Below are 26,047 nucleotides of genomic sequence, written 5' to 3' on the forward strand. Positions count from 1 at the left end.
CAACAGGCCATGCCATGCAAAATCACTGATCAATTTTTATGGAACATTCACCATGTCAATACGAGATCGTCTTCAAGGAGTCATCGCAACCAGTACTGCAGTATCCAATGCGGCAGTCGCTGCGGCAGTCAATAACCGCAGCGCCTTGCATGAGCATACGGCTTATCATGACCTGAAATCCCGCATCCACGAGGGGTTGCTCAAGCGGATGGACCTGGCCGTGATGGAAAGCCTGCCGCAGGAGCGGCTGCTGTCGGAAATCAAGAGTCTGGTGGAACGGTTATTGGTCGAGGAACGCACGCCGATCAATGATACCGAGCGCCAGCGCATCATCCAGGATGTTCAGCATGAAATCCTGGGGCTGGGTCCACTCGAACCGCTGCTGGCTGATCCCACTATTTCCGATATTCTGGTCAACACGCACCGGCAGGTTTATGTCGAGCGGCGTGGAAAACTGGAAATCACCGATACGCATTTTGCCAACGAAGCCCACCTGAGAAAAATCATCGACCGCATCGTTTCGCGGATCGGACGACGCGTGGATGAATCAAGCCCAATGGTGGATGCGCGGCTGCCGGATGGCTCCCGCGTCAACGCGATTATTCCGCCGCTGGCGCTTGATGGTTCATTGCTTTCGATCCGGCGTTTCGCCGTGGTTCCGCTCAAAGTGGATGATCTGATCCGCTACAAATCGATGACGCCCGAAGTAGCGGAAATCATCAGCGGACTGGTCAAGGCGAAGTGCAGCATCCTGATTTCAGGCGGCACCGGCAGCGGCAAGACGACATTGCTCAATATCATGTCCAGTTTCATTCCTTCTTCGGAGCGGATTATCACCATCGAGGATGCCGCCGAGCTGCAGTTACAGCAACCGCATGTGGTCCGCCTGGAAACACGCCCGCCCAACGTGGAAGGCAAAGGGGAAGTATCCCAGCGCTCGCTGGTGCGGAACAGCCTGCGGATGCGCCCCGACCGGGTGATCATCGGCGAGGTGCGCGGCGCGGAAGCAATCGATATGCTGCAAGCCATGAATACTGGTCATGAAGGATCGATGGCGACAGTGCATGCCAATACCCCGCGTGATGCACTGAGCCGCGTGGAAAACATGGTCGGCATGGCGAACCTCAATCTGCCGCCGAAGGCAGTCCGCCAGCAGATCAGCTCGGCAATTACTGCGGTGATCCAGGTGTCGCGCCTGCCGGATGGCAAACGCAAGATTCTAAGCATCCAGGAAATTACCGGTATGGAAGGCGATGTCATCACCATGCAGGAAATTTACACGTTCGAACAATCGGGTGTCACAGCAGATGGCACCGTGCAGGGGCATTTCCGCGCGACGGGCATTCGTCCCAAATTTGCCGAGCGTTTACGGGTATTCGGTGTTCCCTTGCGCGACGATTTGTTTGACCCTAGCAGGCGGTATGAATGATTTCATTTACTGAAACTGATCACTGGCTTTGAGGTTGAATTAGCATAAGGAAAGCTTATGGATTATCTTTATTACCTGTTTATCGCGCTTGCATTTCTTGCAGTAGTGTTATTGCTGGAAGGGGGATACCTGACTTGGCGCTCCAGCCAGGGACCGGCGGCAAAGCGTCTCAAGAAACGCTTGCTGCAAGTTTCCGCAGGCTGGAGCGATGCTGCCAATGCCCCCCTGCTCAAGCAACGGTTAATGAGCGAGTCCCCTCCCCTGCAAAAACTGCTGCAGCAATTTCCGCGCATGCGCGGTCTCGACCAGTTATTGCTGCAGTCGGGCATGCAGTTGATGGTTGCGCAATTCCTGAGCTATAGCGCCATGACCGCAATCGGCGCCATGGCCTTTGCCGTATTGCTGAACTGGTCATTCCCTGTTCTGTTGCTATGTGCTGTTGGCGGCGGCCTGATTCCTTATTTTTTTGTGGTCAGGGCAAAAAACAAGCGCCTGAAAATCATCGAGCAACAATTGCCGGAAACCATTGATCTGATGTCGCGCGCCTTGAAAGCGGGGCATGCTTTCCCGGGCGCATTGCAAATGGCGTCAACTGAAGGCGTGGAACCTTCTGCCAGTGAATTTCGCCTGGTATTCGATGAAGTCAATTTTGGTGTTCCCATGCAGCAGGCGCTGATGAATCTTGCGGCGCGCGTGCCGATTACCGATTTGCGCTACTTTGTCATTGCAGTGCTGATCCAGCGCGAAAGCGGCGGTAACCTGGCGGAATTGCTCGACAAAATCAGCAGCCTGATTCGCGCCAGACTGACCTTGTTAGGCAGAGTTCGCGTACTGTCAGCGGAGGGACGGCTATCCGCCTGGATTCTTTCCTGTCTGCCTTTCGCAATGGCATTATTGCTCAACACGATCAACCCAGGCTTCATGAGCATCTTGTGGACTGATCCAGTGGGGCCGGTCATCATTGCAATTGCTCTGGGCATGATGGTTACCGGCATTTTTGCCATGTCGCGCATTATCAAGATTCGCGTCTAAATGATGTTATAGGTCAATAAAAAATGGCCATGTATTCACTCCCTTCTCATTTCTATCCGTTCTAGAGGCAATCAAACGATGATTTCTGTACAAACTGCTTTTTTGATCATGATTTTTCTGGCGGTGGCAGGCGTTACGTACGCAATCATGCTCGTATTCGCGCCTCGCGCCACCAAAACGCGTCTGAAGAAGATCGTTGCCCAGGATAACGTGCTGAATAATGGCGATAAAACAGAGAATGAATGGAAAGAAGCAGTGGTCAAGATATCGCAGCCATTGGCGAAGCTTTCCCTGCCCGACAAGGATTGGGAAAAATCTGCATTACGGACTCGCTTTTTACATGCGGGCTACCGCTCCAGTTCGGCGCCAACGATCTTTTTTGCTGCCAAGACATTGCTGACGCTGGTGTTCCCGGCAATCTTCCTATTGTCAGCTGGTATTGGCCGGCTGGAGCTGAGCACCAATGCGGCCATTTTGGTACTGCTGCTGCTGGCAGCAATTGGTTACTACTTACCCAATGTGGTGCTGGCGCGCCAGATTGCCGTGCGCCAGCGCGAGCTGTTCGAGAGCTTTCCCGATGCGATCGACCTGATGACTGTGTGCGTCGAAGCCGGTCTCGGCCTGGATGCGGCGCTGGCTAAGGTGGGAGAAGAAATCCAGCTTGGCAGCAAGATTCTGGCCGAAGAAATTTATCTGGTGGGGTTGGAGTTACGCGCGGGCGCATCACGGGAAAAAGCATTGCGTAATCTCGCTTTGCGCACCGGTGTCGAGGAAGTGGAAGCGCTGGTCGCCATGCTGGTGCAGGCTGACCGCTTTGGCACCAGCACCGCCGCCTCGTTGCGCGTGTACTCGGATACCCTGCGCACCAAGCGCCGCCTGCGTGCGGAGGAAGCAGCAGCCAAAATCGCGCTGAAGCTGCTTTTCCCGCTTATTTTTTTCATTTTTCCTTCATTGATGGTCGTGGTATTAGGACCAGCCTTAATCAGTATGTATCGCAGCCTGCTGCCTGCACTGGCAGGCCAATAACGGAGACTATGTCATGTTCAATTTAACACAGCTATCGTGGCTACTGGCCAGCCTGTTGCTGCTGGCAGGATGCGCCGCCCAGCCAGGAAAAAGCTCGCTAGAATCAACCAGCGTCAGCGGAAAAGACAACCAGCAGATCGCCCGCGATCTTGAAAAAATGTACCGGCTGGCGCGCAAATATCAGGATGAAGCGCAATTCGCAGAAGCCATTACCACCTACGAAAACATGCTGGCAATCGATCCCAACTATGCCGAAGCGCACAATGGACTGGGCGTCATTTACTCCATTCAGGGGAATTTTGATCCGGCATTACAGCACTTGCAGCAAGCAGTCGCATTAGCGCCGCTGGCATCTCATTTACATAATAATCTGGGTTATACCTATTTATTGCTGGGACGGAAGCCTGAGGCCATCAGTGCATTCGAACAAGCATTGCGGCTCGATCCCGAAAACCTGCACGCACGCGCCAATCTGACCGCTATTCGTAACCAGACAGAAACCACAGGAGAATAAGCCATGCGCATGAACAGACAAAAACTCATATGGACCTTGGGCTGTCTCTCTGCTCTGACTGGCTGCTCGTCCCTTTATTCAAGCAAAGAATACTCGGCGCTGCACGTCAAACCAGTGATGCATGTACAACATGCAAATACCAGCGCGCAGAATCTGTATCATCTGGCACGCTACCACCACTGGAAAACCAGCCATGCAAAAGCGATCGCGCTTTATCAGAAAGTGCTTGCCGTGAATCCTGATCATGTGGAAGCGCACAATGGCCTGGGCGTGATCTATTCCACGCAGAGGCAGCATCAATTAGCGTTGCAGCATTTTCAGAAAGCAATCGAAATTACACCGGCAGCGACCTATCTGTATAACAATCTCGGCTATGCCCATCTGCTACAGGGACAGCATAGCGAAGCAGCAGTGGCATTCCAGGAAGCGCTCCGTTTTGATCCCCACAATCATAAAGCGCGCCGCAATCTGGCAACCGCCCATAAACAAATGGGCATCACCGGGCAGATCGCGGATTCTTCAACTGCTGCGGCTGCCGCAGTCACCTCTGCTGCTACCAAGGAGAAATCTGAAGCATATACCGCCGCAGTTGCACAGGCATTGCCCGTTCAACCGAATGCCCGCCAGCAACTCGTGCAGATTGCGCCTAACGTTTATGAATTCAGGGTCAATCATGAAAAACCCAAAATAACGCCGGCGGCAACACCCGTGACAGCGCCACTTGCCGCGGCACCTGCTGTCTCCTCTCCCCGCCCGACCTCTATCGCGCATGCTCATTCAGAAAAGCCAGCTCCTGAGAAAACAGCATCTGTAGCAGAAAATAAGCGCATTGAAATCTCCAATGGCAATGGCGTGACCGGCATGGCCAGAAACATCGCGACTTTTCTGAAGCAATTCGGCTTTGACAACGCACGCCTGACCAATCATCAAACATTCCAGCAAGCGCAAACTGAAATACATTACCACCCAGGCGCTTATACGTTCGCTGAACAAATCAGCCAGATCATGCCAGGTCAGGTGAAAATAATTGAGAACAATGAATTACGTGCTGATATCAAGCTAAAAATACTGCTCGGTAAAGACATCGCAAGCGAAATTGCCTATTTCACCACCAAGAAGAATATTCAACTTGCGCAACATATCTCGCCGCAGTAAGTGGATAAGCAGCGCGTCATCTGCCCTGCTGTACTCACAATGCCGCCCGGTAATGCGGTAATGACATGCAAGTGAAGCAAGGCGCAACGCTATATCCACTTCTTTTTTCTGACATAGACACCCATGGTCACGCCTAGCGCGATCATGACTGTCCATATCAGCGGATAGCCGTATTCCCATTCGAGTTCAGGCATATGCCTGAAATTCATGCCGTATACGCCGGCAAGAAAAGTTAATGGCATAAAAATGGTGGCAATGATTGTCAGCACTTTCATAATTTCGTTTGTGCGATTACTGACGCTGGAGAGATACAGGTCCAGCATGGTCGTGAGCATATCCCGGTAAATCTCGACACTGTCAATGGCTTGCGCGACATGATCGTATACATCGCGTAAATAGGGAGTGGTCGACTCATGGATCAAAGGCGATTCCCGCCGCACCAGGGATGAGATGACTTCACGCAATGGCCACACTGCTTTATGCAGAAACAAGTGTTCACGTTTCAACTGATAAAGCTGTCCCATGGCAGTCTTGCCAGGGCGGGTCATCAACTCTTCCTCCAGCAAATCTATCTGGTCACCCAATTTCTCAAGAATGATGAAATAGTTATCCACCAAAGCATCCAGCAGTGCATACGCTAGATAATCAGCCCCCATCTTCCTGATTTTTCCTTTACCGCTGCGGAGGTGACTACGGATTAAATGGAAAACATCTTGCTTGACATCTTCCTGGAAGGACAACAGGAATTTTTCTCCCAGAATAAGACTGATTTGCTCCGGTACAATTTTGTTTTCCTTCTCGTCATAGGAAAGCATTTTGAGCACAACAAATAAATAATCGCCAAAATCTTCACATTTTGGCCGCTGCACGATGCTCATCAAATCCTCAATAACGAGGCGGTGAATACCAAAGCTTTCACCTAATTTCTCCAGCATGACAGGATCATGCACGCCATTTATATTGATCCAGGTGATGGTGGGTTTAAGTTTATAAGGCAAGCATTCATCCACCCGCTTTAGTGTATGCTCTTCGAAATTGTGTTCATCGTAAGCGGTGAGCTTAATGCTGATGCCGTCTTTTATCCGCTCCCCGGTGTACAGCAAGGTTTCGGCAGGTAAGCCGATCTTTTTGACTCTGCGTTTAGTTGTTCTGGATATATGCATCAGAATATCGTCCAATTATGACTATTTGAATCATCACTATAAACTCAACCTTTACCATCGAATCTTTTCATACGCCCGCTTCCCAGGTTTGCTAAGGAATAGCATGCACTACGATATGAGTAAATACGTGCAAACACGTAAGGACTAACCGCCATGATAATTCACTCACATATTTGACAATACATCATGCTTTCAATACATTTCAGTCAAAGCATGAATGATTTCTATATTCACTAGAGGCAATGGTATGCGCGCAGTTTTTCTTGATTTTGGTTCCGTCACGCGTGGCGATATGGACCGTTCGACACTGGAACGGGCGATCTCACCCTGGCATTTTTATAATGACACCACGCCAGAACAAGTCGTGGAAAGAATTAAAGAGGCCGAGGTGATTGTCAGCAATAAAATGCTGCTTGACCGCACAGTGCTGCTTTCTGCAAGTCACCTGAAATTGATTTGCATTGCTGCCACTGGTTATAACAATGTCGATCTTGCGGCAGCGGCTGAGCGCAATATCCCCGTTTGCAATGTACGAGGCTACGCCACAAATTCTGTGGTACAGCATGTTTTTATGCTCATGCTCAATCTTTCACGCCGTTTTGTGGAATATCAGCAACTGGTGAAAAATGGCGGCTGGCAGAAAAGCACTTATTTTTGTCCTCTTGAGTTCGGTATCACCGAGTTATCGGGCAAGACGCTCGGCATCATCGGCTACGGTGAACTGGGTAAAGCAGTCGCTGATATCGCTAAAGCGTTTGGCATGCAATTGCTGATCGCCGAGCATAAGGGCATGCCCGCCCGCCCGGGGCGGAGCACATTTGACGAAGTCATGCGGCAGGCGGATTTCATCACCTTGCATTGCCCGTTGTCGGAGGACACCCGTAATCTGATCAGCCAAAGAGAGTTCGCATTGATGAAACCGACGGCCTATCTGATTAACACCGCGCGTGGTGGACTGGTGAATGAAGCGGATTTGCTGCATAGCCTTTCTTCTGGACGTATTGCCGGCGCAGCCACTGATGTCTTGCTAAAGGAACCCCCTGTCGATGGCAACATCTTATTAACCTACCCGCAGCCAAATCTGATTGTCACCCCGCATATTGCCTGGGCCAGCAGGGAATCCAGACAGCGCGTGCTTGACCAGGTGGCAGAAAATATTCAGAACTTTTTTCAGAACAAACCATTCAGCCAAATTAAGGATGCTTTAATCTCGCCCGATACGCATAATTAAGCGGAATATTTCTAACGTTCTCAGGATGGAAGCACGCTTATTTCCTTGATTCCTGCCGATAATCACTTTGCGCTCATGGCGGTGCTGTTCGCGCTCGCCACATTGGGCATACTTGCGGAGAAAACCCGTACCGGCGCGCAGCTTACAGGCGCCGTCATCGCTATTCTCGGCGCCATCATTGCAGCGAACCTTAATATCATTCCACATGCTGCGCCTGCCTATGATTTCGTCCTCGAATATTTTGTTCCTGTCCTGATTCCGCTGTTTCTCTATCAGGCTGATCTCCGGCGGATCTTTTTTGAAACCACTCGCATGACGATGGCGTTTCTGCTGGCAAGCGCTGGCACTCTAAGCGGTGCGATCGTGGCTGTATTGTTGCTCGATCTGTCTACCCTGGGGATAGCGGCAACGATCGAGCCACCTTTGCGCGAACCCGCAGTTGCCGGGCTGTTTACCTCGACTTATATCGGCGGCTCGGTAAATTACGCTGCTCTGGGGGAAATCACTGGATTGCGTGAAGATGCTTCGTTTTTCTCGGCGGCCACGGCCACCGACAACCTGTTCAGCGCATTGTACCTTGTCATGCTGGCAACGCTGCCTGGCTGGAACTGGCTTGTAAAGCGCTACCCTGCCCGCACGCACGATGCAGCACATCATGCTGCCGCAGCGAGGCATGCTACGCCGTTGACATTGGCACTGTCAGTGATACTTGCCCTGCTGACCGTAGCAATTGCGGATGCACTGACTGCCTGGCTTGACATCTCGAATTGGCGCTATGCTTTGATTACGCTGCTGGTGACGATCTCCGCGACCTTGTTCCCCAGGCAAATGGCACGGCTGCATGGCAGTTTTGAGCTGGGCATACTCTTGTCATTTGTGTTCTTCGCCACCATTGCTGCAGGCGCTAATGTGCTGGCGATGATCCAAATTGCCCCGCTGCTGATTTTGCTGGTCGCTATTCTATTGACCGTTCACGCGCTGGTGACTTTCGGTTTCGGCAAGCTGCTTGGCTTCTCATTGCCAGAACTGATCACGGCTTCAAATGCGGCAGTACTGGGTGCAACGACTGCGCCTGCATTAGCTGCCGCCAAAGGATGGCGCGAGCTGATCACCCCTGGTGTGTTAATAGGCGTTTTTGGTTATGCATTGGGGACTTTTGCTGGGACTGCTGTGTATCAGTTCTGGCACTGGTTCATGGCTTAATCCATGTTTGCCGGACATATGAACAGCAAATCAAACTCAGCAGACAGCACAAGTAATCATGCACTCTCTTTTACCATAACATGACAAGCCTTGTATTCATCGAAACAGAAGCTCGCGAACTGGTCAAGCGATTATCCGTGTCGCGCTGCTGCGCTCTGCAAACCGCACTGGTTGATCTTTGTGAAGCACATTGGCGTGCTCTGCGTGGCGCACAACCGGTAACACCGCTGGCGCAAGCGCTGTGGTCAATCACTCCACCACTGGTTGATTTGTTCATCGATTTGTATGTCATTGCTGATATACGCTTGAACGATGTATTAGCTGGCTGCAATCTGGCGCAGGGACTAGCGCTGGTGGTGCTGGCGGAAATTCAGCGTGGTAACGAAGCGGGCGTGCATCTCGCGCATGAACCCATGCAAGCGTTCGAAACACGATCACTACCCGCTTCATGGTTGAATCGTATCGCCGCCTTGCTGCGCGGCACACTCGACCTACCCCACCACCTACATCATTCCAAGCGACATGCGCCGTTGTGGAAAGCGTTGGCTGTGATTGCTTCACACACCAAACGCCTGGACTTGCCTGCAGTGCAGGCAGTGATTTGTTTACTCACGGCATCCTCCGGTCCATCCGCCGCCCCTGCCGATGCAGCATTGGAAAAACTGCGTCATGACGTGGAGGACGCTGGCATTCGTTTCCTGTACCGCGATGATGGTCTGATTCACTTTGAGCAACATCATCATGCCCATAAACCTGTCCGCGCCAGACAATTGGGTGAGCTGTTACTGGAAATCAGGCAGCAGTGGTTAAGGTAAAAAAAGTGTCCCGTACGTCCACTGCTACAATTTCTTCATACATTCTGCCTAGGTTAATACATTTAACCGGCACAATTGGTCTACTTTTCTTAATAGGGTGGGCATTCTATTCACGCCATGCATGGATAGAATAGACAGTTTTGCCGCAGAAAGCGCTTCACCCGCGCATGTGATATAAAGCGGTCTGTTGCTGCGCCCTCTAGTGATTGCATATGCTTGGCTAATGCCGGCGAATGGCTTCTTTGCCACACCAATCACCTTCACTTTGCCATGCAAGACATCATACAGATGCTTGCCCAGGCCGGGTTTTGAACTGCCATCTAAAAAAACGTAACCGTCAACCACAATGCATGCTGGCTGCAAATGATGTTCACTCAACAGTTTGAGAATGCACGGGAGCTCCCGCTTATAAAACTGCCCCGGAATATAGTCACCGGCATTCTCGATTTTGCTGAGATAAATATTGTCTGGCTTGGCATCAGCCCAGTTTTTGAAGGCGAGTCCTGCAACCGCACCATTGCAGTTATCGTATTGAACATCTACGGCTAATATCAAGAACAGCTCAATTCCTTTGATTTATTCAGCCTTTAGCGTTTTAACGCGTGAATCCGCTGGATGTGGTTGGATCAATACCCGAACCGGTTTCGGACTGATACTGAATTTTATGGTGCTTCCCGCTTCGATATCGCGGTTACGGAAGTAGTCACCGTCTACCTGCAACGGATAGGATGGTTCATGTAATGTGAGCGATATGTTCCTGCCTGCAAAATATTGCAAGGGAAGATCTGCTGGTTTGTGCTGCAGCATCCTTACTGTTTTGATGACCTCATGCTGGCGCCGCGCCCCAGGCAAGAAACCGATGACTAACTCATCGACCGATGGACTGGCAGCAGGAACAAGCTGTAAATTTCTGGCATAAGCCGAACTGTTAGCCACAATGAGATAACCTGATGCATGGTCAATAACCGTTTGTTCATCAACGGAAACCGACACGGTAGGATGAAATAAAGAAACCAAGGCGCTTAACCCGCACCATACATAAGTCGAGTCACTGATCGGACCTTTCCGTTTGCCAATCCGCTTGACTGTCAGTGAATCAAATCCCATCGAGGCCATAATGAAAAAAGGTTTCTCTCCGTGAATGCCGTGACCGCTGATCAGGCCATAAAATTGCTCCAGGTATTTTCCGCAGGCTATCGCCTGGAGCAAATCCTCTGCATTCGCACTCATTCCATACAAATGTGCAAATAACGATTCATTTCCACCGGGAACCACATAAACGGGCGTACCCGTCCTGCCAAGCAAAGGAAGCAGTTTTCTAACTGTTCCATCACCCCCGACCACCACTACCAGATCACAAGCAGCAATATCATCCGCGATACGCATATACGATTTCATTTTTTTCTCGGATTTGCAGACTTCCACAACAATGCCATGATCAGCCAGAGATTTTCCCAGCTCATCGGCTGTTGTTTCCGTATTTCCCGCGCTAGAGATCGGATTGAAAATGATCAATGCTTTTTGAGGTGAGGGAACAGCTAGCGGTGTCCCATTTTGTTGAAATGAATAATTTTCCAAGGAGAATACTAATTGTCTGTTTGGCCCAAAAACCTGCGTCATTTAATCAGCGTGCCGGAAGTGATAACAGTTGCTTTGTTTCATTGTGTCATAGCCAATGTATTCACACCGGCGCATAGTAATAAATATAAACAACTTTTTTTACAAAATGATGTATCGCGTTTTAGCCATCAGCGTGTCACTATCACCACTTCGGGCAAAATATCACAAGCGGGCAAGCTGATAACGTGCAATCAGATACTTCTCAATTTCAACCGCTAGAAAAATGACTACACCAAACAATATTATTTTAATCCAGGCCGTCGTATCAATTGCAGCCGTGCCAAACAATTGCTGCATCAACGGGCTATAAGTAAATAAAAGCTGAATCACTACCAGGATGCTCACAGCAAGCAGCACATAAGAACTCCCCAGTAATCCTTTGCAGGACAATGCAGGTGACAGCAGATAGCGGCAGTTGAATAAATACCAGATTTCCCCCATCACCAGCGCATTGACTGCGATCGTCCGGCAAGTTTCAATGCTGCCGCCCTGTGCCTGCTGCCATAAAAACAACCCAAGCGCACCGCTGGTAAGCAGCAGTGATACAAACGCAATGCGCCACAACATGAATCTTGACAGGATGGGCTCACCTGGATCGCGCGGCGGCCGCTGCATGATGCCTGGCTCTGCCTTCTCGAATGCAAGTGATATTGAAAGCGTGACCGCAGTCACCATATTGATCCACAAAATCTGCACGGGGGAAATTGGCAGCGTTATGCCCAGCAGAATGGCGATAACCAGCATGCCAGCTTCAGCCACACTGGTTGGCATGATATAAATAATCGTTTTTCTGATGTTATCGTAAACCGTGCGGCCTTCTTCCACTGCATGCGCAATCGAAACAAAATTATCATCCGTAATCACCATTTTAGCGGCTTCCTTGGCTACTTCAGTGCCCTTCTTACCCATGGCTACACCGATATCCGCGCGTTTCAGCGCAGGCGCATCATTCACCCCATCGCCGGTCATGGCGACGACTTCATCATTGGCCTGCAACGCTTGCACCAATCGCAGTTTGTGCTCCGGGCTGGCGCGGGCAAATATATCCGTTTGTGTAACTTCCTTGCGCAATTGCGCGTCATCCATTCGATCCAGATCAATTCCGCTCAGCGCCGTCTGACCATCACCGATGCCGAGTTGCTTGCCAATCGCACGCGCTGTGGCAATATGATCACCGGTAATCATTTTGACGCGTATACCAGCAGATCGGCAGCGTTGTACCGCTTCGATCGCTTCTTCCTTGGGTGGATCGATGATGCCGACTAAACCCAGCAAGGTAAAATTGGTACGAACATGATTGAAATTCAACGTTGTCTGACCGCCTTCAGCAGCCTTGACCGCAATGGCAAGTATCCGCTGTCCCGAAGCAGCCGCTTCCTGCATTTTCGCCTGCCAGTAACTGTTATCCAGAGGACGGTCGGTACCTATACTGCGCTCACTAACGCAAATAGCCAATACTTCCTCAGGTGCTCCTTTAAGATAAATATAGCCATTACCGGTGTGATCATGATGTAAAGTCGCCATGAAGCGATGTTCGGATTCAAACGGAATGGCATCGGTGCGCGGCAGTGATTCCTGTTCCAACTGCGGATCTAGTCCTGCTTTCAAGGCGAGCGTAATCAATGCACCTTCAGTAGGGTCTCCCTCGATTGTCCAGTTATCCGCATGCTCACGTAATTGCGCATCATTACATAACAATCCGGCGCGAAAAAGATCAAGTATCTCTGCATGCTCATTCATGAGAAACTCATTGTCTTGCAAACTGAATCCGCCAACGGGTGCATAGCCTACGCCACTTACTTCCAGTTGGTAATCCGCCATGATGACGCGCTGCACAGTCATCTCGTTACGCGTCAATGTCCCTGTTTTGTCAGTGCAAATTACCGTAACCGCACCCAGGGTTTCCACTGCTGGCAAACGGCGGATAATGGCATGCCGTCTGGCCATCATTTGCACACCCAAAGCCAGGGTGATGGTCATGATGGCTGGCAGCCCTTCCGGGATAGCCGCGACAGCAATGCTGACAGCGGCCAGAAACATCTCATCCAGACTATAATCACCAAGCAGCAAACCATATAACAGCATGCACACAGACAAAGCGATGATCGCCCAGGTCAACCAATGACCAAATGTTGCTACCTGTCTCAGCAGGGGCGTTTCAATGGTATCGACAGATTCGAGCATGGTGCTGATGCGTCCTATTTCGGTCTGATCACTCGTCGCCACCACAACCCCTGTTCCCTGGCCATAGACCACCAAAGTGCTCGAATAGGCCATGCTCAAGCGATCCCCGATGGTTACCTGCGACGGCACTGCTTCGATTTTCTTCTCTACTGCCTCGGATTCTCCAGTCAAGGCAGCTTCTTCAATACGCAAACTTTTGACGTTGAGCAAACGCAGATCGGCGGGCACCTTATGCCCGGATTGCAGCAACACAATATCGCCCGGCACCAATTCTTCTGCCGGGATTTGCAGGCGTTTACCATCACGCACAACAATGGCATCCAGCGAAAGCATACGCCGTATGGCGTTCAATGCTTTTTCCGCTTTACCTTCCTGGATAAAACCGATCAGTGCATTAATCACGACCACTCCCATGATCACCGCCGTATCAATCCAGTGACCCAGCAAGCCAGTAATTACCGCAGAAATTAATAACACATAAATCAGCACATTATGAAATTGCAGCAGGAATCGCACCCAAGCACTGCGTTGTTGGGGCGGTTTCAGCCGGTTAGGTCCATACTGTTTAAGCCGCTGCTCTGCTTCGGCCTGAGAAAGACCATTCTGGCTGGATTGAAGAATAGCTATGACGTCGTTTTCTGATTGACTGTGCCAAGCAATCTCTGAATTACGTTCGGAAGTTTCCAATTTTTCCCTCCCACCTTTAATTTGCCTTTCGGTATGTGCTACCTTAAACAGGTATCTACTCTAAACCATTATACGAAGTCATGAAGAATACGACACTTTACATCATTGTTTGGTTGCTGATATCGCATACCAGTATTATCTATGCCACTAAGCAGGCACCTTTTGGCAATCAGATTAAAGCAGTGACCAATTACAATCGTGCCACTACACAAGTCGCGACTGGAGGCAAATTGGACCAAGGAGGGGTTGAGGAGCTTGCTGAACAAGGCTTCAAAATGATTATTGATCTACGCACCGAGGCTGAAGGCACCCTGGCAGAGAAACAAGCGGTTGAAACAGCCGGTATGCGTTATATCAATATCCCGGTGACCAGCGCTGGCATAAACGACGAACAACTGGCCGCTTTTACCAGCGTGATTGAGCAAGCTGCCATACCAGTGTTACTTCACTGCGCCTCAGGCAATCGCGCTGGTGCGATGTGGGCGGCTTACCGCCTGAGTAAAGGAATAACGCCAGATATTGCTTTTGAGGAGGGCCGTACCGCGGGGATGCAATCCAATATGGAAGAAAAAATCAAAGCCATCTGTCGTACGAAAAATATGTGCTGACAATCAATCAAATGGAGCACCTTGTTTATCATCATCTGTTTCCATCTGAATAGTATGCTCTGCCACTCTCCGGACAGCTTCAATTTCCTCAGGTAGCTTCAATGCCAACTCGGCATATCGAAGTGCAAGCCTCGCATGCGCAATTGCAGCCTGCCTCATTTGTTTATGCTCAAGCGACACCAGAGAATGGAAAGCTTTTTGCAGTCGAATCGCCACCTCCAGTGCAGATGCACCATCTCGAGAAATCGCATTAAAAGCATCATCAAACATGTCGTCCAGCGAAATTTCAGGTATTGCAACGCGATCAAACTCGACCGAATGCTCACCTGCTGCGTCATACGACCTTGTCCAGAGGACGAAAAGCCTTACCAAAGTACCAATGACATCAATGGCAGTTCCCGGATCATTGACAGCTGGCGACAAGGCGCGACTTGCTATTTCTGAAAGTACGACCAGACCAAAGCGGGGATCTTCATCAAATGTTCTTTCACCCCCGATCATGAAGGCCCCGCCGATATCGTCAAGAACAGTTTCTGCTTCGGAAAAATTAGGCGCTTCAACATATGCAAGTGGTTGATCTGGAGCAGAAAAAGTACCTGGAAGAGCACACACAACGATATTTCCCTCAAATTGTTCCGCGAGAATTTGCAGTCTTGCAACATCAATACGCTGTACATAACCAACTTCCTTCGAATAAACAGCCACGCCTTGACCATCCGTTTTCACCTCCTTTGCAGCTCCAAACGTAGGAAACCGAGCACGAATCGTCAGTGCATCACGCGCGGCTGCTTCAACCTTATCAACCGTCGTTCCTAGTCTACCTAGTCTTGCAATCCGGTCCACCCACCGCACAAAGGTAAAAATCACCATCGCGAACACGATCATTGTGATTAGGAAAAGAACAAATCGGCCGGGTTTATCGTAAATACCATTGAGCAGCGCAACCAAGCCTATGATGCTAAAAATAAAAGCACCAATAAATACTGATAACGAATTCTGCGAGACATCATCGGCAATAACGAGAAAGAATGAACGCGGGGTCGCAGCACTGCTCGCGGATGCATACGCTGACAACATTGCACCCACTGCGAAAACGGCTATGACGAGCATGCTTGTAGATACGATGGAGAGCAAGGTTTCTATGGATTTTGCACTAATATCGGGAACGGATTGGCCGAAATCGAAACGATCTGCCAGGGCTGCTAAAAATGCGACGATAATTGACAGGAGACAAATAACGAGCGGTTTAACCCACAAGTGCTCACGGATTCGGTTCAGATAAAACCTGACACGACTGCGTAAAGTTAAGCTAATCCTTGATGCCTGGCTCATAACATAATCCCTAACATTCGCCGTAACTGGCGTGTAAAAGCAAAGCGAAGCGGCACTTATGTACCGAGTTGAGACATTGAATAAATTACAATCTAAATTAAAAAAGAAACGTAAGCTAAGGCAGCACGTTAATGCGTTAATGAAAAAGGGCGCCAGAAATAGCGCCCTTCAAGTTTGATTAAATGCAGTGACTCAATTTAATCTTTTCGTACTTTTCTACCCGACAGCGGATGACTGGAGAATGGCTCAAATCGTTCAAAGCCTCTGACATCGACAACACCACCACCGCGCGTATATTCATCTTCAAAATGATCTAGAAACTCCATAAAGGTATGGTCAACCAGATTTGCATTCTGAAAATCGATCACGACTTCCTTGCCAGGTTCAAACTGATTAAATACTTTTTTAAAGCCTATCAAATTAGAGAATATCGCTGAATCACGAATTGTTAGGAAATATTTGCCTTCCTCGTTCTTTAGCTCATATCTGGCTGAAAAAAGATTGCTCAATTTTGCGCCATTGATAATATGAAAGAGAAATTTGACAAGAATACCGGAAGCGACGCCCATAAGCAGATCAGTCGCAACTGTCACGCCAATGGTGATTACAAAGATTGTCAGTTGCTCGCTACCAATTTTATAGGTTTTAAAGAATTCATGCGGATGTGCGAGGCGCCAGCCGACAAATACCAGCATCGCAGCCAATGCCGCATTTGGAATCATCTCAATGACTGGAATCAATAGTAACATCGATATAAACAGGAAGAAGCCATGGAAGAAATTTGCCCAGCGTGTTCTCGCACCAAAACCGATGTTAGCAGAGCTACGAGCAACCTCCGATATGGCTGGAGAACCGCCCAGTACAGCAGCAAGTGTGTTGCCTGCGCCTACTGCAATCAGATCCTTGTTGAAATGAGATTGCCGTTTCCATGGATCCATATTATCAATCGCCTTGACTGTCAGGCAGGACTCAAGACTTCCAATAATCAAGAACATCAAAACATATTTCCAGAAAATAACGGTACCAATACCTGAGAAATCCGCATTGAAGCCAAGTACTTCCCAGAAATCACCAATCTGAACAAGCGCATGCGCCCCTTGCGTTGTCTTGTAATCAAAAAATATCGTTGCGGGTATTGCTATTAACAATACGAGCATTGGTGCCGGAATTTTTTTGGCTATCGGATTCTTTATTTTTGGCATAATTAACATAAGCGCAAGGCTGATTAATCCAACCACCGCGATAGGCCAGTTAGCGTTCATAACTGAATTTGGCAACGCAGCATAGAGAGCAACAGGATTCATACCCTTCAAATCTGCCGGATCAATACCCAGCATGATATGCGCTTGCTTGGAAATAATGATCAGCCCGATCGCAGCCAACATTCCATGGACAGCCGAGTGTGGAAAGAAATCACTCAATGACCCCGCTTTCAGAAAGCCTATAACAACCTGAAGAACTCCGGCAACGACCATCACGCCCAATGCCATACGCCAGCCTTCTATTCCACCACCAAACGCCAATACACATCCAGCAACAATGGTAATCAGCCCGGCTGCAGGTCCCTTAATGGTTAGAGCAGAACCAGCAAAGAAAGCAACCAGCAGGCCACCTATCATGGCAGTCAGCACGCCCATTGCAGGCGGAAATTCTCCTGCTTTAGCAATTCCTAAACTAAGCGGTAATGCCAGCAGGAAAACAAAAAAACCAGCCATGAAATCATGTTTAAAATTCTCTTTTAATCCAGCTAATCCATCCTTTGGAACTACGTGTTGTGATGAGTCCATCTACATCTCCTGTTATGTTGTTATAAAAGACACAGTTTGTTACGACGATCTATTTGGAATTTCATGATAAGTTTTGACATGAGGCCCAAGGAAGATACGGGAATACATCCTTACCACCGAAAGGCCTAATAAAATGTAGCCCATCGCAAGAATGACCGCAAAATCGATCTGTTCTGTATGGATATAGGTGAAAACCAAATCCACACCCAAGAAAGAAGGTGTGATCGGGAATGCCATGAGACCTAGGCATGACAAGAAAAAGATTAAAGCTAAATCCGGATGTTCATAAACATGGCCTTGGAAATCATTCCAATCAATTCTGCCTTCCAGGGTTTTTAACCTATCCAGTGCGGCAAAGCCCACTATCCCTGGCAGCAGAGTACCGCCTAAATAAATGGCCATCTCAATGACATCTGATTCTTCATAGAAAGAAACAGCAAGCGTGATCCAGAAATGGTATACCACCATGAGCAGCCAGCTGAATTGCGCGTTTCTTCTTTCGGTGAATGATCTGATCACCATCAGTAAGCCAACGAAAGCAAAGAAAGTCGGGAACAAGTAATAAATCGAAGGTGGAATATTGTCCTTGGCGTAGATACAGGTCACTCCAATAAAGGTGCTGACGGTAATGAAGTTGAACGCTGCATTTTCTCCAATGCCATCCAGTTTTCTGCCAAGCCACTTCATTGGATTCCATAGGATGATATAGATGAATGAGTCCAGATAAAATTCTTTGGTACTCAATAAATAAAGGCTATATTTGAGCTTCCTTAAAGTTTCATTTTTATCAATATAGTGCCGCGGAATAAAATTATAAAATTGCTCGCGAATGAGATAAGCCACTACTGAAGGTGAAACCAAAATTTGGTAAGTCCTTAAAAAGGCATTTCCAGTTAAATGAAAGAGAGCCAAGTCATGGAATCCTGCGGCTACTTCAATGAATATGATTCCAATTTGCGCAGTAGAAGAATACGCAATCTGTGTTTTAACGGATGACTGCACGCGGGATATTAGGGTTGCAACAATCGCGGTTGCAAGTCCTATGACGGCTATACCTATGACAATGGGTGTCAAATACTGCCAAAATGGATAACTTCTTAACAACAAAAAGACACCCAGATGTACCGACAATGAACCATAGAAGATAGCACTGGAAGGAGTGGGCCCCTCCATGGCTCGGGGTATCCAGGAAGTAAAGGGAAGTTGCGCTGATTTCACGGCAGCAGCAAGTAAAATCATGAGCGAAATGACGATGCTGATTGTCATATGATTACTAATCTGCGCCTGAACGACCTCACTATTCGCCAATTTTATGAATGTGATATTTTCATGCCATAAATGATGGCTCAGCCAGATGCAAAAAAGCAGACCCATATCTGCTATGCGAAATGCTGTAAACACCTTCAAGGCATTTTTAACGGGCAGGAATCTGTCTCTATAAAAACCGATCAATAGAAATGAGCAGATACCCAATATTTCCCAGCCAATAAACAGCGTTTCAAAGTTGCCCGAGAAAATGACAATGTTGTAACCAAGATAAAACAATAACAATGCATTAAAAAAACGCTTGTACCCATTGTCACGGTGTAAATAGTATGAGCTATAAACAGTTACCAGCAATATCAGAAAGCTACCGATAAACAGAAAAACGGTGGTGACTTTATCGAAATAGAACGAAATAAAAAACTGATAATCAGGTGATTCATATAGACTGAATTCAGTTGTCTGATAGGTTGGAAAATCGCCCGGAATTAGCCAGAAAGCGATAAACAGCCAAGCACAGACCAAATGAAATCCTACTGCCATAAGCGAGACCCAGGCTATGAGTCTCTCCATTCTCGCGGGGATGAACAGACTCGCAAAAAAACCAATAAATGGGATAATTACCAGATATTTAAGTAACGGCGCTAGTAAGAAAGTCATCATGAAACCTCACTTTTGTTTAATGAGATAAACTGGCAGGTTTTCTTTGGTCGCATCAACGATATGCGTCGTTGGCGCCTCGATAGCTGACTCTATAACAGGAACTACATCGGATACAGCCTCAAGCGGCTGCGGCAACGGCTTGAATGGCACAAATTTACCGTCCTTAAACAAGAAAATTTCGCGTGTTTCCGGATGGACTGCAACGATATGTACCCACTCATTAATATAAAACTCGTAGGTCGCCGCCTCCTGATTGATCGACTTCAAAACAACGTCAGGAAAATGTTCGACAATAACAAGCAGTCTGACAGGATCGTGCACCTCAATCATCTGGCTTGGAAGACCCGGTCTTAAATCACCATCGCTACCATTTGCAACACCAATCAATCCCATGATGTTGTATGGTAATTTTGTTCCCGCACCCATTCTGTAATTGTCCATGCGCGAGAAAAAATATTCCAGGTTAATCCCTCCCAATACAGGCGCAATAGGTCTCATGACCAGGAACAGATATTTTCCGTCCGGGTCGACACGATAATCAAATGAATTCAAGAATGCCCTGCGATCCAGAAAGATTTTTTTGGTTAGCTGGCGTCTGCTGACAACACAGATTGCATTTGTAGCGTGATTGAGCTCAGGCCGTGGTTCAAAAAGAGAGACTGAGCGTCTGCGGACTTCTTCATGAATTTTCTCCGCTTTACTTTTGGTATTGATCGACAACAGTCTCCGTGAACGTTCCTTTGCATTGAGATCCAGCGCCTTATTGATCACCGCTACATTCGTGCGGTGCCGGTTAAGATTGTCAGGAGATAGCGCACTTTCATCAAAATAAGAAACTTCATCCCGGGTTGTATCGTGCAACCCGCCTACAAACTGAGTGTTGTCTGGAATATTGATACCCTTGGTACGAAGAATTTTTCTGACCTCAGGATGATTGGCAATATGGCAAATCACACGCGCATTCACCGAACCTGGCCTGCCTGAGCAAGCACCGCAATCGTAAGCGGCATAGTGCGGGTTATTTATGCTACTTGCACCGTGACCGAATACATAGACGATTGGTGCAAAATTATCAACGAGGCCTATTCCTTTTAACAGGTTTTCCAGGTTGGCGGCCATTTCTTCAATGGTAAACCCTATTTGCAAGCCATTTTCTTTATCATCCGCCTGCTTATTCTCAATAGTAAGTGATGAAAGCTGATACATGTGCGCGAATGACGAAGCCATGACAGGCGCTGCAGTCGGTCTAAATACATTCAGCGCTAGTTTAAAAGCAGAGAAAAAACCCAAAGTCTGGGTAATCAACCAGCCATGGAAAAGAGCATGTGATAATTTGGAAAGCAGTGGCTCATCCTTTCGCGGATGACGGGTCTCTGTTTCCTTAATCAGATGCTTTGGTGTGTTAGGTGCCGGGCATAATTTGGTGTAAAACTTTCCATGTTCAGGTTGGAAAAAGAACTGAACACCAAAAAATCCCGGGGTGCCAAATGTCGCGCATTCAGGATCAATGCCTTCAATATGACGACGCAATGAGCATTCTCTGTCGTCCAGACAAAACATTGCCTGAAAGCTTTTATTCGCTGCTATATTCTCTTGCGGTTTCTCCTGCATTTGAATAGCAGCAAGCACTTGATTGTAATAAGACCATTCAAAAGCATCATGCCATAACGCAAGCGCTTCATCATGCTCAGTTTCTGGCACTTCCGAAAAAAGCGGCTCTGGTTTGTTTACCAATTTGCCAGCCAAAGGTGACCAGATTTCACCAAATTGGGCATCTAGCGTATCAATTTCAAGCAAGAGCTCAAAAATGATTAAATCGTGCAGGGTAATTTCTTTCCGGTTTAGAAAAAACTGAGGCTGATCTTCTGCTACCGCAACAATACCGGACCAACCTTGATGAGCAAATTGCTGATCGTACAGATAATGCTCAAAGAGCGACTCATCGCCAACCAGAATACTTAATAATTTACTGATACTGCAATCACCAGAAATAAGAAATTCCCTTGCTCTCTTTTTTTTGAACAGACTAACAATACTTTCTTTTTCTAAATCTCTCATGGCGGAAAGAAAATCTCTATCGCCAATAGGGAATCCCCAGACAGATATTCCCTGATCGAGATAATTACAAAGAATTCTGAATAAGAATGGTTGAATGAGTAAATCTAGATCAATACTATAAGCTGTTTTCCAGTTTGCTCTTAACTGCCCAATTCTTGCGGAAACTGAAGTGTCATATTTTTGATGGAGGAGCTTATCAATCCATTCATCAGTTTTGGCTGATCCTTTCTTCTCCGAAATGATTCTTCTGAGAACATCTTCTCTGATGCGACCAGAGTGATAAAGCGCACGATATTCCTCTAATTGCAGCTTGGTTTGATAACCAAAAATTTTTGTTGCTTTTCTAGCTGCATCATGAAATTTGAGTTGCTGAAATGCATGCAGCGTATTGTGATGAATAAAATCTTTTAGTGGTGCTTGGGCAGGCAAATAATGCTTTAAATCATGAAGTACTCTGTGTTCATCAAAAGATGAATTTTGTGTATTCATTTGAGGATCCCTGTTATCAAATTCAAGCGTTTTTTAATCATCACTTCATAAGTGAATAAACAACAATCGTGACAATTAAATTGCAAAATAAATTTTAAGGTGAATTTATTAATCCATCTTTTTCCTCGATATACTCTTTACCTAAAAATCATTTTGAAGCACCAACCAAGAAGCTCTATTAAGACGTTTACTTTCCACTTGTTAACTTAATATTAAAAAAATAGATTACTACAGCGCTATATTCATATTTTTAATATTGAGTGACCGAAAATTAACATATTAAGTGTGAAGAATTCGTGAAGAATAATGACCAAATTCTTAAAGAAAAGCTTTTGTAAAAACCTTCCCTGGATTACTAATTCATTGTTCTTATTAGTAACTCTATTTTTGAAAATAGGGTCACACAAAGCTCTCAAAGAATGCGTTAAATCGGTAAAATTTTTTGTGGAATGACAGATTAACAGCACAGATGCTGTCTTATGAAATCAGGGTAAACTGATTTTAACGAGGCAAAACAGTTATGACTGTATGTTGATCCGGATGGGAATATTAACTTCCTTCAGGGAAAATGATGTGAAAGGTCGCTCCTTTCCCAACAGTGCTATCTACTTCAATTCTCCAATTATAGTAATCACAAATACGCTTAACAATTACAAGCCCAATTCCTAATCCTTGCGTTTTTTTGGATCCACGAAAAAAACGCTCATAGAGAAAAGGCATAAAAGCGGGTTCAATGCCAATACCAGAATCGGAAATCGATAAGCATTTATTGTCAAAACTGATGCGAATAAATCCTTGCTCGGTATATTGAACCGCGTTTCGTAATATATTGACAAGTGCAGTATACAGTGCCTGCCTGTTTAAATTCAGAACAACACCCGGTTTAATGGACACGTCAAGATCAAGATTCTTTTTATATATTTCCTCGCAAAATGGCTCAACTGCATCATAAACGCACTCAGCAATGGCAACGGGTTCCATCGTACCCAGTGCCTGCTCGCGAGCCAGAAAAAGTAATGCTTGCACTTGATCGCTCATTCGGAAGGACACTGCTTCAATATTTTTTATTCGAGTGTACGCTTTATTGGATAGATTCTGTTCAGCAAGCAGTAATTCACAACTCGTCAGAATGGTAGTAATAGGCGTGCGAAGCTCATGACTGATATTGGCAGTAAACTCTTGTTCACGCTGCAACATTCGCATGATACGAAATTGATAATCCTCCAATGTGCGTGCAAGCTGCGCAACCTCTTCATCCTGACCAGGCTGACTCAATGACACACAGTGAATATTATTCGAGACGAGGCCTTGAGTATTATGATTGGAGGGTAATAAACGTTTTACGCGTTCGGCCAGATCCGTTATCTGCTTTACCAGCAAGCCAGCAAGCAAATACCCTACCAAGAAGGCGATTGCAACAACAGCAATCAAAGATAAAATGACAAGTAACCTGAATTCACGCTGCCGCTGCTCATGCAGTCCAATTTGATAGGCGACAATAAATTTTGCATCATCCGCATATTTAACTAAAACACGAATTTCCTCGCCATTATGGAATATCGTATGCAATCCGTAGGTCAGTTTTTGCAGATAATCAGGCAAATGGCTATCATCAGTGCCGCCGTCTATCATGTAACTTCTAAGGCTGGATCCTACTTGCGATGTGAAGGTGGTATGCTGAAGATAATGATGAATCACATGATTCATTTCAGCTTTCATAATTTGCTCAATATGCGCTTCCTCAATGTCACCAGAAGCGAAATAGAGACTAATAGCAAGCGTCCCAACAATGATGATACAGAAAATTGCAAGCGCCAGCGTCACGCGCAGGCGAATACCATATTTAATCTTGAACACTAGCGTTCAGACAGTAACCTAGACCATGCACCGTTTCAATGGGATCATACCCGCCGGCTTTTGTTAAAGCCCGTCTCAATACGTGCATATGACTACGCAGCGTATCACTCGTTTCTTGCTCTTCTTCCCAGGCCTCATGCTCTAATTCCTTGCGGCTGAAGACACGCCCAGGCTCGCTCATCAAGAGCGCGAGCAAGCGAATGCATTTTGGTGGCAATTTAACATCACAACCCTTAAAGCGGATTGATAGCGCCTTGGGATCAAAAGAAAGATCACCCACTTCCAATTTCCGGACGGCAACCTTACCTTTATACCGTTTATGCATCGCAGTTAAACGCGCTTCAACTTCTTTGAGCGCAAATGGCTTGACCAGATAATCATCTGCCCCATTCTCAAAGCCTATCAGCTTATCTTCTAGTGTATCGCGTGCCGTCAGCATTAATATTGGCACATCAATTTCACATTCGTGGCGAAGCTTGTGGCATAGCGTCATACCATCCAGTTTAGGTAATTTTAGATCGAGCAAGATGGCATCAAAAGATTGTGTACTCGCAAGACGAAAGCCTGTCATCCCATCAAGCGCAGCATCTGCGCTATGCCCACGCGATTCCAGAAAATCATAAAGATTCGTTGCTATCGCTTGGTCATCTTCAATAATAAGTATACGCATATGTAGAAAATACTGACCGTAGTGGAGAAGACAATAAACTAACCCTGATGGTACTTACGGCTTAGTGTATGAACAACTTCCACAAGAGTCAATGCATTTTCTGGCGGCGTGAATTGAGAAATTCCATGACCCAGATTAAATACATGTCCGGAACCAGCGCCATAACTAGTCAAAACTTTTTCAACTTCTGCAGTAATTGTATCCGTGCTAGCGAATAATACCGCTGGATCAAGGTTTCCTTGCAACGCAACGCTGTCTCGCACGCGACGGCGTGCTTCACCAATATCGATTGTCCAGTCAAGCCCAATCGCATCACATTGGCTACTGACCATGTGTTCCAACCATAACCCTCCACCCTTGGTAAAGATAATGTTGGGAATACGCACACCATCCTGTTCACGCTTTAATCCTGCAATGATTTGTGTCATATAATGCAGCGAGAATTCCAGATAGGCAGACTGTGACAACGCTCCACCCCAAGTATCAAATATCATGACAGCCTGAGCGCCTGCTTCAATTTGTGCATTGAGATAAGCCGTGACAGCCCGTGCATTAATGTCGAGAATATGGTGCAGCAGATCAGGACGTTGATAGAGTAAGGTCTTGGTTTGACGAAAATCAGTACCGCCACACCCTTCCACCATATAGCATGCAAGCGTGAATGGGCTACCAGAAAAACCGATAAGTGGAACCTGATTATTCAATGTCTTGCGGATTTGTGAAACGGCATCGATGACATAACGCAAATGCACATCGGGATCAGGCACAACAAGCGAACGTATTTCCCATTCTTCACGCAAAGGCCGTTCAAATCGGGGCCCCTCTCCTTCTGCGAAATATAGCCCTAACCCCATAGCATCAGGTATGGTAAGGATATCGGAAAATAAAATGGCAGCATCTAATGGGAAACGCGCTAATGGCTGCATGGTTACTTCCGTTGCAAAATTAGGATTCTTGCATAACGATAAAAAATCACCTGCACGAGCACGTGTCTGGTTATATTCAGGTAAATAACGCCCAGCCTGCCGCATAAGCCATACTGGCGTGTATTCAGTAGGTTGGCGTAACAGCGCCCGTATCAGGGTATCGTTTTTTAGTTTTGTCATTGCATTGAGTAATCTATCTAATTTTTATCGGTAATGATAGTAATGATTGAAAAGAGAAACAAATTCAGCAGAATTTTTTTATTCAGTCACGAAATTAACTGCATATGTTACCAGTGATTGACTCCAGGTTTGCACATTTCAATTCAGGAATTCAT

Annotated in this window: 20 protein-coding genes; 9 read left to right on the forward strand and 11 right to left on the reverse strand. The window is 47.0% G+C overall.

Annotated elements, in window-relative coordinates; translation table 11 throughout:
* Positions 1-52: 52 nt before the first annotated feature.
* The 5 genes from J5I83_RS10280 (at position 53) to J5I83_RS10300 (ending at position 5,156) form a co-directional block, all read left to right on the forward strand.
* Positions 53-1,429: a CpaF family protein gene (locus J5I83_RS10280; RefSeq protein WP_304055679.1), complete on the forward strand. Its 1,377-nt coding sequence runs from the start codon at positions 53-55 to the stop codon at positions 1,427-1,429.
* A 57-nt stretch (positions 1,430-1,486) separates the two neighbouring features.
* Positions 1,487-2,461 (forward strand): type II secretion system F family protein, encoded by a 975-nt coding sequence (locus J5I83_RS10285; RefSeq protein ID WP_304055682.1) that lies wholly within the window; start codon positions 1,487-1,489, stop codon positions 2,459-2,461.
* A gap of 78 nt (positions 2,462-2,539) precedes the next feature.
* The gene (locus tag J5I83_RS10290) at positions 2,540-3,487 is read left to right on the forward strand and encodes a type II secretion system F family protein (RefSeq protein WP_304055685.1); all 948 of its coding nucleotides are present in this window, start codon (positions 2,540-2,542) and stop codon (positions 3,485-3,487) included.
* 13 nt (positions 3,488-3,500) lie between these two features.
* On the forward strand, positions 3,501-4,001 hold the full coding sequence (locus J5I83_RS10295) for a tetratricopeptide repeat protein (protein WP_304055688.1): 501 nt from the start codon (positions 3,501-3,503) through the stop codon (positions 3,999-4,001).
* A gap of 9 nt (positions 4,002-4,010) precedes the next feature.
* Positions 4,011-5,156 (forward strand): LytR C-terminal domain-containing protein, encoded by a 1,146-nt coding sequence (locus J5I83_RS10300; protein ID WP_304055690.1) that lies wholly within the window; start codon positions 4,011-4,013, stop codon positions 5,154-5,156.
* A gap of 89 nt (positions 5,157-5,245) precedes the next feature.
* Here the strand turns inward: J5I83_RS10300 and corA are convergent, their stop codons facing one another.
* Positions 5,246-6,319 carry a magnesium/cobalt transporter CorA gene (corA, locus tag J5I83_RS10305; RefSeq protein WP_304055693.1) on the reverse strand — a complete coding sequence of 358 codons (1,074 nt, stop codon included), beginning with the start codon at positions 6,317-6,319 and terminating at the stop codon, positions 5,246-5,248.
* Positions 6,320-6,566: 247 nt separating this feature from the next.
* Here corA and J5I83_RS10310 point away from each other — a divergent pair, with 247 nt between their 5' ends.
* The 3 genes from J5I83_RS10310 to J5I83_RS10320 all read left to right on the forward strand — a co-directional run bounded on the left by J5I83_RS10310 (position 6,567) and on the right by J5I83_RS10320 (position 9,568).
* Positions 6,567-7,550 carry a 2-hydroxyacid dehydrogenase gene (locus tag J5I83_RS10310; protein WP_304055695.1) on the forward strand — a complete coding sequence of 328 codons (984 nt, stop codon included), beginning with the start codon at positions 6,567-6,569 and terminating at the stop codon, positions 7,548-7,550.
* A gap of 45 nt (positions 7,551-7,595) precedes the next feature.
* Entirely contained in the window at positions 7,596-8,753 is a 1,158-nt protein-coding gene (locus J5I83_RS10315) for a DUF819 family protein (RefSeq protein WP_304055697.1), read from the forward strand.
* An 80-nt stretch (positions 8,754-8,833) separates the two neighbouring features.
* Positions 8,834-9,568 carry a hypothetical protein gene (locus J5I83_RS10320; protein WP_304055700.1) on the forward strand — a complete coding sequence of 245 codons (735 nt, stop codon included), beginning with the start codon at positions 8,834-8,836 and terminating at the stop codon, positions 9,566-9,568.
* 48 nt (positions 9,569-9,616) lie between these two features.
* On the opposite strand, the gene J5I83_RS10325 is transcribed toward J5I83_RS10320, so the two are convergent.
* The 3 genes from J5I83_RS10325 to J5I83_RS10335 form a co-directional block, all read right to left on the reverse strand.
* A complete protein-coding gene (locus J5I83_RS10325; RefSeq protein WP_304055703.1) occupies positions 9,617-10,123 on the reverse strand; it encodes an endonuclease V in 507 nt (168 codons plus the stop codon).
* 21 nt (positions 10,124-10,144) lie between these two features.
* The gene (locus J5I83_RS10330) at positions 10,145-11,146 is read right to left on the reverse strand and encodes a diacylglycerol kinase family protein (RefSeq protein WP_304055706.1); all 1,002 of its coding nucleotides are present in this window, start codon (positions 11,144-11,146) and stop codon (positions 10,145-10,147) included.
* Between the two features lie 204 nt (positions 11,147-11,350).
* Positions 11,351-14,059: a cation-transporting P-type ATPase gene (locus tag J5I83_RS10335; protein WP_304055709.1), complete on the reverse strand. Its 2,709-nt coding sequence runs from the start codon at positions 14,057-14,059 to the stop codon at positions 11,351-11,353.
* An 80-nt stretch (positions 14,060-14,139) separates the two neighbouring features.
* On the opposite strand from J5I83_RS10335, the gene J5I83_RS10340 reads away from it, so the two are divergent.
* Positions 14,140-14,667: a protein tyrosine phosphatase family protein gene (locus J5I83_RS10340; protein ID WP_304055711.1), complete on the forward strand. Its 528-nt coding sequence runs from the start codon at positions 14,140-14,142 to the stop codon at positions 14,665-14,667.
* Positions 14,668-14,670: 3 nt separating this feature from the next.
* Here J5I83_RS10340 and J5I83_RS10345 read toward each other — a convergent pair whose 3' ends face one another.
* The 7 genes from J5I83_RS10345 to hemE all read right to left on the reverse strand — a co-directional run bounded on the left by J5I83_RS10345 (position 14,671) and on the right by hemE (position 25,892).
* Positions 14,671-15,999: a DUF2254 domain-containing protein gene (locus J5I83_RS10345; RefSeq protein ID WP_304055714.1), complete on the reverse strand. Its 1,329-nt coding sequence runs from the start codon at positions 15,997-15,999 to the stop codon at positions 14,671-14,673.
* Between the two features lie 197 nt (positions 16,000-16,196).
* The gene (locus tag J5I83_RS10350) at positions 16,197-17,786 is read right to left on the reverse strand and encodes a SulP family inorganic anion transporter (protein ID WP_304055717.1); all 1,590 of its coding nucleotides are present in this window, start codon (positions 17,784-17,786) and stop codon (positions 16,197-16,199) included.
* 39 nt (positions 17,787-17,825) lie between these two features.
* Positions 17,826-19,709 (reverse strand): proton-conducting transporter membrane subunit, encoded by a 1,884-nt coding sequence (locus J5I83_RS10355; protein ID WP_304055719.1) that lies wholly within the window; start codon positions 19,707-19,709, stop codon positions 17,826-17,828.
* A 9-nt stretch (positions 19,710-19,718) separates the two neighbouring features.
* Entirely contained in the window at positions 19,719-22,259 is a 2,541-nt protein-coding gene (locus J5I83_RS10360; RefSeq protein ID WP_304055721.1) for a DUF2309 domain-containing protein, read from the reverse strand.
* A gap of 549 nt (positions 22,260-22,808) precedes the next feature.
* The gene (locus tag J5I83_RS10365) at positions 22,809-24,116 is read right to left on the reverse strand and encodes a HAMP domain-containing sensor histidine kinase (protein WP_304055723.1); all 1,308 of its coding nucleotides are present in this window, start codon (positions 24,114-24,116) and stop codon (positions 22,809-22,811) included.
* The gene (locus tag J5I83_RS10370; RefSeq protein ID WP_304055725.1) at positions 24,103-24,786 is read right to left on the reverse strand and encodes a response regulator transcription factor; all 684 of its coding nucleotides are present in this window, start codon (positions 24,784-24,786) and stop codon (positions 24,103-24,105) included. The genes J5I83_RS10365 and J5I83_RS10370 overlap by 14 nt, the downstream gene beginning before the upstream one ends.
* Positions 24,787-24,824: 38 nt before the next feature.
* A complete protein-coding gene (hemE, locus tag J5I83_RS10375; protein WP_304055726.1) occupies positions 24,825-25,892 on the reverse strand; it encodes a uroporphyrinogen decarboxylase in 1,068 nt (355 codons plus the stop codon).
* Between the last annotated feature and the right edge of the window lie 155 nt (positions 25,893-26,047).

Origin of the sequence: Nitrosomonas communis (genome assembly GCF_024102715.1) — a bacterium.
Classification (GTDB): Bacteria; Pseudomonadota; Gammaproteobacteria; order Burkholderiales; family Nitrosomonadaceae; genus Nitrosomonas; species Nitrosomonas communis_B.